The sequence below is a fragment of the Dyella sp. genome, assembly GCF_051962475.1.
Classification (GTDB): domain Bacteria; phylum Pseudomonadota; class Gammaproteobacteria; order Xanthomonadales; family Rhodanobacteraceae; genus Dyella_A.
Window position 1 is genome coordinate 31,212 of the sequence record NZ_JBQCCF010000006.1, and the last position, 9,451, is coordinate 40,662.

The 9,451-nt window shown below is 69.7% G+C and carries 6 protein-coding genes; 5 read left to right on the forward strand and 1 reads right to left on the reverse strand.

The window, feature by feature from the left end; all coding sequences use genetic code 11:
• From ACTHJF_RS00715 to ACTHJF_RS00725, 3 genes are read left to right on the forward strand one after another with little or no spacing between them, the layout of a single operon-like run.
• The gene (locus ACTHJF_RS00715; RefSeq protein ID WP_440265367.1) at positions 1 to 1,332 is read left to right on the forward strand and encodes an acetyl ornithine aminotransferase family protein; all 1,332 of its coding nucleotides are present in this window, start codon (positions 1 to 3) and stop codon (positions 1,330 to 1,332) included.
• Between the two features lie 2 nt (positions 1,333 to 1,334).
• Positions 1,335 to 3,896, forward strand: coding sequence for a CehA/McbA family metallohydrolase (locus tag ACTHJF_RS00720; RefSeq protein WP_440265368.1), 2,562 nt, complete (start codon positions 1,335 to 1,337; stop codon positions 3,894 to 3,896).
• Positions 3,893 to 5,929, forward strand: coding sequence for a prolyl oligopeptidase family serine peptidase (locus ACTHJF_RS00725; protein ID WP_440265369.1), 2,037 nt, complete (start codon positions 3,893 to 3,895; stop codon positions 5,927 to 5,929). Before ACTHJF_RS00720 ends, ACTHJF_RS00725 begins: the two co-directional genes overlap by 4 nt.
• Before the next feature lie 11 nt (positions 5,930 to 5,940).
• Here the strand turns inward: ACTHJF_RS00725 and ACTHJF_RS00730 are convergent, their stop codons facing one another.
• On the reverse strand, positions 5,941 to 7,098 hold the full coding sequence (locus ACTHJF_RS00730; protein ID WP_440265370.1) for a DmpA family aminopeptidase: 1,158 nt from the start codon (positions 7,096 to 7,098) through the stop codon (positions 5,941 to 5,943).
• A 61-nt stretch (positions 7,099 to 7,159) separates the two neighbouring features.
• Between ACTHJF_RS00730 and ACTHJF_RS00735 the strand changes: the two genes are divergently transcribed.
• Both ACTHJF_RS00735 and ACTHJF_RS00740 read left to right on the forward strand, forming a co-directional pair.
• The gene (locus ACTHJF_RS00735) at positions 7,160 to 8,227 is read left to right on the forward strand and encodes an aromatic ring-hydroxylating oxygenase subunit alpha (protein ID WP_440265371.1); all 1,068 of its coding nucleotides are present in this window, start codon (positions 7,160 to 7,162) and stop codon (positions 8,225 to 8,227) included.
• A partial coding sequence (locus tag ACTHJF_RS00740; protein ID WP_440265372.1) for an amidohydrolase family protein occupies positions 8,224 to 9,451 on the forward strand: 1,228 nt, incomplete at its 3' end. The genes ACTHJF_RS00735 and ACTHJF_RS00740, both read left to right, overlap by 4 nt.

The window sequence follows — 9,451 nt, forward strand, 5'->3', positions numbered from 1 at the left end:
GTGAACGCCCACATCAAGACCGCCCTCCCCGGCCCCAAGGCGCAGGCGATGATCGCCCGCGACGCCGAAGTGATCTCGCCCTCCTACCCGCGCGACTACCCGTTCGTGATGTCGCACGGCCGCGGCACCGAGGTGTGGGACGTGGACGGCAACCGCTTCCTCGACTTCATGGCCGGCATCGCCGTGTGCGCCACCGGCCACGCGCATCCGCAGGTGGTCCAGGCGGTGCAGGGCGCGGCGGCGAAATTCCTGCATATCTCCAGCGATTACTGGCATGAGGAGATGACCGGCCTGGGCGAGCGCCTGGCCGCGGTCGCGCCGATGCAGACGCTGGCCGGCGAGCCGGCGATGAGCTTCATCTGCCAGTCCGGCACCGAGGCGGTGGAAGGCGCATTGAAGCTGGCCCGCTACGTCACCGGTCGGCCGCGCTTCATCGGTTTCCTCGGCGGCTTCCACGGCCGCACCTTCGGATCGCTGTCGTTCACCTCCAGCAAGTACACCCAGCAGAAGGGCTTCTCGCCCACGCTGGCCGGCGTCACCCACGTGCCGTATCCCAACCCGTACCGGCCGCTGTTCGCCGGCGACGACCAGGGCGCGGCGGTGCTCGACTACATCCGCATGCTGTTCCAGCGCAGCGTGCCGCCGTCGGAAGTGGCGGCGATCCTGATCGAGCCGATGCAGGGCGAAGGCGGTTATCTGACGCCGCCGGACGGCTTCCTCGCCGGTCTGCGCGCGCTGTGCGACGAGCACGGCATCCTGCTGATCTTCGACGAGGTGCAGTCGGGCATCGGCCGCACCGGCAAGATGTTCGCCTGCGAGCACTGGGGTGTGGCGCCGGACATCCTCACCTCGGCCAAGGGGTTGGGCTCGGGGCTGCCGATCGGCGCGGTGATCGCGAAAAAATCCATCATGTCGCAGTGGAAGCGCGGTGCGCACGGCAACACCTACGGCGGCAACCCGGTCACCTGCGCCGCCGCCAACGCCACGCTGGACCTGGTGCGCGACGGCCTGATGGACAACGCCGCCACGGTCGGCGCGCACTTCATCGCCCGCCTGCGCGAACTGCAGCGCGACTACCCGTGCATCGGCGAAGTACGCGGCAAGGGCCTGTGGATCGGCATGGAGCTGGTCGAGAACGATGCGAAGAAGACCCCCGCCACCGCGCTGTGCGACGCGGTGATCACCCGCGCGTACCACAACGGCCTGCTGCTGCTTTCCTGCGGCACCAGCACGGTGCGCTTCATGCCGCCGCTCACGGTGAGCACCGCCGAAGTGGACGAGGCGATCGCGCTGCTGCGCACCAGCCTCGACCAGGCACTCGCCGGAGCCTGAGCATGAAACGCCTCGCGAACGCCGCCCCCGTCCTCGCCACCTTCCTGGTCATGATGTTCGGTGCGGCGTCCGCGCAGGCCGCGCGCGAACCCGTGCTCAAGCAGGTCGACCTGCCGCACAGCTATTACTGGCGCGAGCTGTACCTGCCGCAGCTCACCGCCGGCCCGTCCTCGGCCAGCTTCCTGCCGGACGGCAACACGCTCATCTACAGCATGGGCGGCTCGCTGTGGCGCCAGCGTATCGGCGACGACAACGCCACCGAACTGACTCATCCCGAGGCCGCCTACGACTACCAGCCCGATGTATCGCACGACGGCCGCAGCGTGGTGTTCACCCGCTACGACGGCAACGCGCTGGAGCTGTGGCGGCTGGAGCTGGCCAGCGGCCGCGAGCAGCGCCTCACCGACCAGGGCGCGGTGAACGTGGAGCCGCGGCTGTCGCCCGACGGCAAGCGGCTCGCCTGGGTCTCCACGCAGGGCACCGGCCACTTCAACCTGTTCATTGCCGACATCGATACCGCCGGCCTGCACCACCCGCACCTGCTGCTGGGCGAGCGCAAGAGCACGCTGGACCGCTACTACTACTCGGCCTTCGACCACGCCATCAATCCGTCCTGGTCACCCGACGGCAAGACGATCTACTACGTCAGCAACCCGGAGATCGGCTGGGGCACCGGCGACATCTTCGCCGTGGATGTCGACCACCCCGCGCAGCGTCGCCGCGTGCTGAGCGAGGAAACCAGCTGGAGCGCGCGGCCCGAACTGGCGCCGGACGGCAAGCGCCTGCTCTATGCCAGCTACCACGGCTGCCAGCACCAGCAACTGTGGCTCACCACCACCGATGGCGCCGCGCCGCTGCCGCTGAGCTTCGGCGCGTTCGACCGCCGCAACGCGCGCTGGTCGCCGGACGGCTCGCGCATCGCCGCCGTCGACAACCGCGATGGCGACACCGCACTGCGCGTGATCGAGACGCTGGGCGGCGCCAGCCAGGACGTGGTGGCGACGCAACGCCACTACCGATCGCCGCCGGCGAAACTCACCCTCGACATCGTCGACGAGCACGGCCAGCGCACGCCAGCGCGCGTGGCGATCGTGGCCAGCGACGGCCGCGCCTATGCGCCGCCTCACGCCTGGGTCTCCGCCGACGACGGCTTCGACCGCGCCCTTCAGCACAGCGAGACGCACTACTTCCACTGCGCGCCGCCGTGCACGCTGGACGTGCCGGGCGGCAAGGCCGCGATCTGGGTGCAGCACGGCTTCGCCTACGCGCCGTGGCTTCGCACGGTCGACCTGTCGAACGGCAAGCCCGTGCAGCTCACCGCCACGCTGGCGCCGGACGCGCTGCCGGACGCCTACGGCCACTTCGTCAGCGCCGACCTGCACATCCACATGAACTACGGCGGCCACTACCGCAACACGCCAGCGCACCTCGCGCTGCAGGCGCGCGCCGAGGATCTCGACATCGCGTACGACCTGGTGGTGAACAAGGAGGAGCGCGTGCCGGACATCGCCAGCTTCCGCACCGACGCCGACCCGGCCAGCACCGCGCAAACCCTGGTGCTGCACGGGCAGGAGTACCACACCAGTTTCTGGGGCCACCTCGGCCTGCTGCACCTCACCGACCACTACATCACCCAGGGCTATTCGGCCTACCGCCACACCGCGATGGCCAGTCCGTGGCCGACCAATGCCGCCGTCGCCGACCTCGCCCACGCGCAGGGCGCCCTGGTCGGCTACGTGCATCCGTTCGACGTATTGCCCGACCCGCAGCACGATCCGGTGCTCAGCAACGAGCTGCCCGCCGACGTCATCGAAGGCAAGGTCGACTACATCGAGGTGATGGGCTTCTCCGACCACAAGGCCACCGCCACCGTGTGGTATCGCCTGCTCAACCTGGGCCTGCGCCTGCCCACCGGCGCCGGCACCGATGCGATGGCCAACTACGCCTCGCTGCGCGGCCCGGTTGGCATGAACCGCGTGTTCCTCGACACCGGCGGCCAGCGCGACGCGGCAAGCGCACTCGCGGCGCTGAAGGCCGGGCACGGCTTCGCCAGCAACGGCCCGCTGCTCGGCCTGCTGCTCGATGGCGCCAGGCCCGGCACGCAGCTCGCCCCCGGCCACCACCACTACCGCGTGGCGCTGCGTTCGCCGGTGGCCGTGGATCACCTGGAACTGGTGCACAACGGCCAGGTGGTGAAAGCCTTCACCCTCGGCGGCGACCGCCGCCATCTCGACACCGAGGGCGATCTCGACCTCGACGGCGGCTGGGTGCTGCTGCGCGCGTGGAACGACGGCGCCGATCCGCAAGTGCTCGACCTCTACCCCTACGCCACCACCAATCCGGTGTGGCTGGGCGACCACGTGCTGGCACCCAGCGCGCGCGACGATGCCGCGTGGTTCGCCCACTGGATGGACCGCACCATCGAGGCCGCCGCCGCGCGCGACGACTACAACACCGCGGCGGAGAAGCGCATGACGCTGGACTACCTGGACAAGGCGCGCGACGCCTACCGGGCACTGGCCGCCGGTAACCCATCGACGACGACCGCGGAGGCCGGCCGATGACGCGCCGCCTGCAGCATCTGGCCCTGCTCGCGCTGGCGGCGTTGCCGCTGATCACCTTCGCAGCCGATAAGGCCCCGTTCACTCCGGCCGACCTCAATCGCCTCGCCGTGCTCGCCGACCCGGCGCTGTCGCCCGACGGCCGTTGGCTGGTCTACACCGTCACCACCACGAACGCCGAACGCGACCAGCCGCAGTCTGACCTGTGGCGGGTCGGCTTCGACGGCCGCGCACGCACCCAGCTCACCCACACGCCCGACGCCGACGAGTCGCAGGCGCAGTGGTCCGGCGACGGCCGCTTCATCGCCTTCCTGGCCGACCGCAAGCCCGCCGGCGGCAAGGACGACGAGGACACCGGCACGCAGGTGTGGACGATGCCCGCCGACGGCGGCGAAGCGCGGCAGGTGACGCACCTTCCCGCCGGCGTGGAGGAGTTCGCGCTGTCGCCCGATGGCAGGCAGCTGGCGGTGATCGCCTTCGACCCCGAGCGTCCCGCCGGCACACCGAACCCGAAGAACCCACCGCCGATCGTCACCGACCGCTTCCAGTTCAAGGACGACGACTCGGGCTGGCTCGGCGCGCGCCACAAGCACCTGTACGTGGTCGACCTCGCCAGCGGCGCCGCCACCGAGCTCACCCCCGGCACGCACGACGAGCAGCTGCCTGCGTGGTCGCCGGACAGCCGGCAGATCGCCTACGTCACCCGGCGCGGCGCCGACCCGGACCGCACCCTCAACTTCGACATCTACGTCATCGACGCCCGCGCCGGTGCGCAGGAGCGCCAGCTCACCACCTTCCCCGGCTCCGACCTCGATCCGTACTGGGCCTCGCGTCCGGCCTGGTCGCCGGACGGCAAGCGCATCGCCTACCTGCAAAGCGGCGAGGACCATTGGATCTACTACGCGCCCTGGCAGCTGGCGGTGATCGACGTGGCCAGCGGCAAGTCGACAATCCCCGCTCCGATCGACCGCTGCTTCACCCACCCGCACTGGTCGCCGGACGGACGCAGTGTCTATGCGCTGATCGAGCAGGCCGAGGTCACCCACCTGGCGCGCATCGACGTGGCCAGCGGCAAGGTCACCGAGCTGACCCACGGCGACCGTTTCGACGTCGATATCTCGATGTCGCGCAACGGCCGCATCGCCGTACTCGGCGGCGACGACCTGCATCCGTATAACCTCGCCGCGCTCGATGGCGAGCACCTGCGCCCGCTCGCCGACCACAACGAATGGCTGGCCGGCAAGCAGCTGGCAAGCACCGAGACGCTGCACTTCACCAGCGCCGACGGCACCAAACTCGACGGTTTGCTGGTGAAGCCGATCGGTTACGTGAAAGGCCGGCGCTACCCGACCATCCTGCGCGTGCACGGCGGCCCGGTGTACCAGTTCAGCCATGAATTCATGGAGGACTGGCAGGTCTACGCCGCCAACGGTTTCGCCGTGCTGGCGGTGAACCCGCGCGGCAGCTCCGGCCGTGGCTTCGACTTCGCCCGCGCCATCTACGCCGACTGGGGCAACAAGGACACGCAGGATCTGATGGCTGGCGTGGACCACGTGATCGAGCTCGGCATCACCGACCCCGACCACCTGGGCATCGGCGGCTGGAGCTACGGCGCCATCCTCACTGACCAGGTGATCGCCCGCACCACCCGCTTCAAGGCGGCGATCAGCGGCGCCGGCACCGGCAACACCTACGGCATGTACGGCGACGACGAGTACGCCCGCGAGTACGAGCTGGAACTGGGCACGCCGTGGGCGAATCGCGAGGCGTACGACCGCGCCAGCTACCCGTTCCTGCACGCCGACCGCATCACCACGCCCACGCTGTTCCAGTGCGGCCAGATCGACTTCAACGTGCCGTGCATCGGCGCCGAGCAGATGTACCAGGCGCTGCGCTCGCGCAACGTGCCGACCGAGCTGGTGGTCTACCCCGGCCAGCACCACGAGATCGCCGTGCCGAGCTACCTGCTCGACCGCATGCGCCGCAACCTCGCCTGGTACGAGCGCTTCCTCAAGGCCGCAGGCAGCGCGCCATGAGCCGGGCTCCCTCAGTGCGGCGGCTGGTAGCGACCGAAGCGTTTGAGCAGCGCGACCAGCTCCGCATGGGGGATCGCCTTGGCGCAGTGTCCGCCCTCGCCGCACATGTCCTTCGCCGCGATCATCGCGTTGACGATGGCCTCCTCCGCCGCCTGCGCGGTGGCCTCGAACAGCGGGTCGATATGGTCGTTGCCGATGAAGCTGGCCTGCTGCAGCGGCCGGTCGTGCAGCGCATCGGCGTTGGCGGTGGAGAACGCGAGGAAGATGTCGCCCGAGCCGTTGCCGGAATAGCTGCCCATGCGTGCCAGGCCCATGCCGGCGCGCCGGGCGATGCGCTTCAACTGGTGCGGCAGCAGCGGCGCATCGGTCGCCACCACGATGATGATCGAGCCGGTGTCCACCGCCGCTGGGTTGGTGGCGCTGTACAGGCGGTCCTCGCGCAGGTACTGGCCCACCGGCACGCCGGCGATGCGCAGGCTATCGCGCAGCCCGTAGTTGGCCTGCACCAGCACGCCCAGGGTGTAGTCGCGCTCGCCGATGTGCACGCGCCGCGAGGCGGTGCCGATACCGCACTTGAACTCGTGGCAGATCATGCCGGTGCCGCCGCCGACGTTGCCCTCGGCGACCGGGCCGCCCTTCGCTTCATGCAGCGCCTTCGCGGCGTCCGCGGCATGCACGTGAAAGCCGTTGATGTCGTTGAGCTCACCGTCCCAGGTTTCGGCCACCACCGGCAGCGACCACCAGTAGCCCGAGGCGTCGGCGCCGCCGGCATGCACGCGCTCGGCGATCACCGCGTCGCGCACCACGCCCACGCTGTGGGTATTGGTGAGCATCACCGGGCCTTCGAGCTGGCCGGACTCCTCCAGCCAGGTGGTGCCGGTCATCTCGCCGTTGCCATTGAGCGCGAACCAGCCGGCGAACGCGGGGAGCTCGTAGCTGGCCTTGCCGCGTGGCAGGATCGCCGTCACGCCAGTGCGCACCTTGTGACCGTCGGGGAGGTCGCGGATCAGGGTGACCTGGCCCACGGTGACGCCGGCGACATCGGTGATGGCATTCAGCGGCCCGGGGGAGCCGTCGAACGGAATGCCCAGGTCGCGCGCGCGAGGGTCGGCGGCATGCGCCAGTCCGGCCAACGCGCACAGCGCCAGCGTCAGCTTGAAACGAAACATAAGGCCTCCCCCGAAGCGACCGTCGTCGTCGCGCCAGTCTATTCCGATCGCGGAGCATTGCATGCCAGCTGAAACCTCCCACCCCGGCCTCGACCGCGCCACCGCCCTGTCCGCCCGCTACTACGTGGGCGAGGCGATGCTGGCGATGGAACACCGTGCGGTATTCGCCCGCAGCTGGCAGCTGTTGGCACACCAGGGCCAGCTCGCCGAACCGGGCGACCACGTGGTGGAACAGGTCGGCCACGTGCCGGTGATCGTGGTGCGCGGGCAGGACGGCGTGCTGCGCGGCTTCGTCAACGTCTGCCGCCATCGCGCCGGGCCGCTGGCGCTGTGCAACGGCAAGGGCGCGCGCGCCCTGCACTGCAAGTACCACGGCTGGACCTACACGCTGGAAGGCCAGTTGCGCAGCGCGCCCGAGATGCAGGGCGCAGCGAACTTCGACGTTGCCGACATCCGACTGCCGCCGATCCGCGTGCACGAGTGGCAGGGTCTGGTGTTCGTGGCGCTGGGCGAGGCCGTGCCGCCGTTCGGCGAGGTCTACGACGGCATCGTCGAGCGCATCGCGCCGATCGATCTTTCGGCCATGCGCTACCTGCGCCGCGACAGCTACGAGATCGACTGCAACTGGAAGGTCTACGTGGACAACTTCCTCGAGGGCTACCACCTGCCGCATGTGCATCCGGGCCTGTCGAAGGTGCTGGACTACCGCGCCTACGACACCGAGCTGTTCGACTGGTACTCGCTGCAGTCCTCGCCGTTGCGCAACAGCACCGCGATCTACGGCGACGGCGAGGCGTTCTACTACTTCGTCTACCCCAACGTGATGCTCAACATCATGCCCGGGCGCATGCAGACCAACCGCATCGTGCCGCTGGCGCCGGACCGCTGCCGCGTGGAGTTCGACTACTACTACGCACAGGACGACGCCGCGCAGGCGCGCATCGCCGCTGACCAGGAGTTCAGCGACGAGGTGCAGCAGGAAGACATCGACATCTGCGTCGCCGTGCAGCGTGGCCTCACTTCCGGCACCTACGGGGCCGGCCGGCTGTGCCCGCGGCGCGAGAGCGGCGTGTGGCACTTCCACAACCAGCTGCGCGCGGCCTACGCCGCCGCGGGAGAGCACGCATGAAGAAGGCCCTGACTGCATGGCTGTTCACCGCGGCCATCGTCGCTCCGCTGCATGCGGCCGAGCGCACCGTAGTGCATGCCGGCCACCTGCTCGATGTCGACAGCGGAAAGATGCTCGCCGATCAGGCAGTGTCGATCGAAGCCGGCAAGGTGGTTGCGCTGCAGCCTTGGTCCGCCGACGCGGCCAAGGGCGCGCGCGTGCTCGACTGGACCGCCTGGACCGTGGTCCCCGGCCTGATGGACATGCACACGCACATCTCCGAAGAAGCCGAGACCGCCGACATTGCTGCGCCACTGAAGATCAGCCCGGCGCAGCAGGCGTTCATCGGCGCGATGAACGCGCGCAAGACGCTGCAGGCCGGCTTCACCACCGTGCGCGATGTGGGCGTGTACCGCGGCTTCGCCGACATCGCCCTGCGCGACGCGATCAACGCCGGCGAGATTCCCGGCCCGCGCATGTTCGCGGCCGGCGCCTACATCACCGCACCCGGCGGCGGCGGCGAGATCACCGGCCTGCCAGCAGGCACCGTGGTGCCACCGGCATTCCGCCAGGGTGTCTCCAAGGGCGTGGACCAGGTTCGCAAGCACGTAGATCTGATCCTCGACCACGGCGCCGACCTGATCAAGGTGATCGCCACCGGCGCCGTGCTCGCCAACGGCACCGAGCCGGGCAAACCGGAATTCACCGAGGCGGAGATCCATGCCGCCGTGGTGGAGGCGGCCAAGCGCGGCAAGTTCGTCGCCGCCCACGCGCACGGCGCCGAGGGCATCAAGCGCGCGATCCGCGCCGGCGTACGCTCGATCGAGCACGGCTCGCTGATCGACGACGAAGCCATTCAGCTGATGGCCGCCGCCGGCACGTTCCTGGTAGCGGACATCTACTCCGGCGACTACATCGCCGAGACGGGCCGGGCGAACGGCTGGGACGCCGACGTGCTGCGCAAGAACGACGAGACGACGCAGGCGCAGCGCGACGGGTTCGCCCGCTGCGTGAAGGCCGGCGTCCACATCGCGTTCGGCACCGACGCCGGCGTCTACCCGCACGGCCAGAACGCCCGCCAGTTCGCCTACATGGTGCGCTGGGGCATGACCCCGCTGCAGGCGATCCGCTCAGCCACCATCGACGCCGCCCGCCTACTCGGCAAGGAAAAGGAACTCGGCTCGATCGCCCCCGGCAAGGCCGCCGACCTGGTCGCCGTCGGCTGCGACCCGCTGCACGACGTCG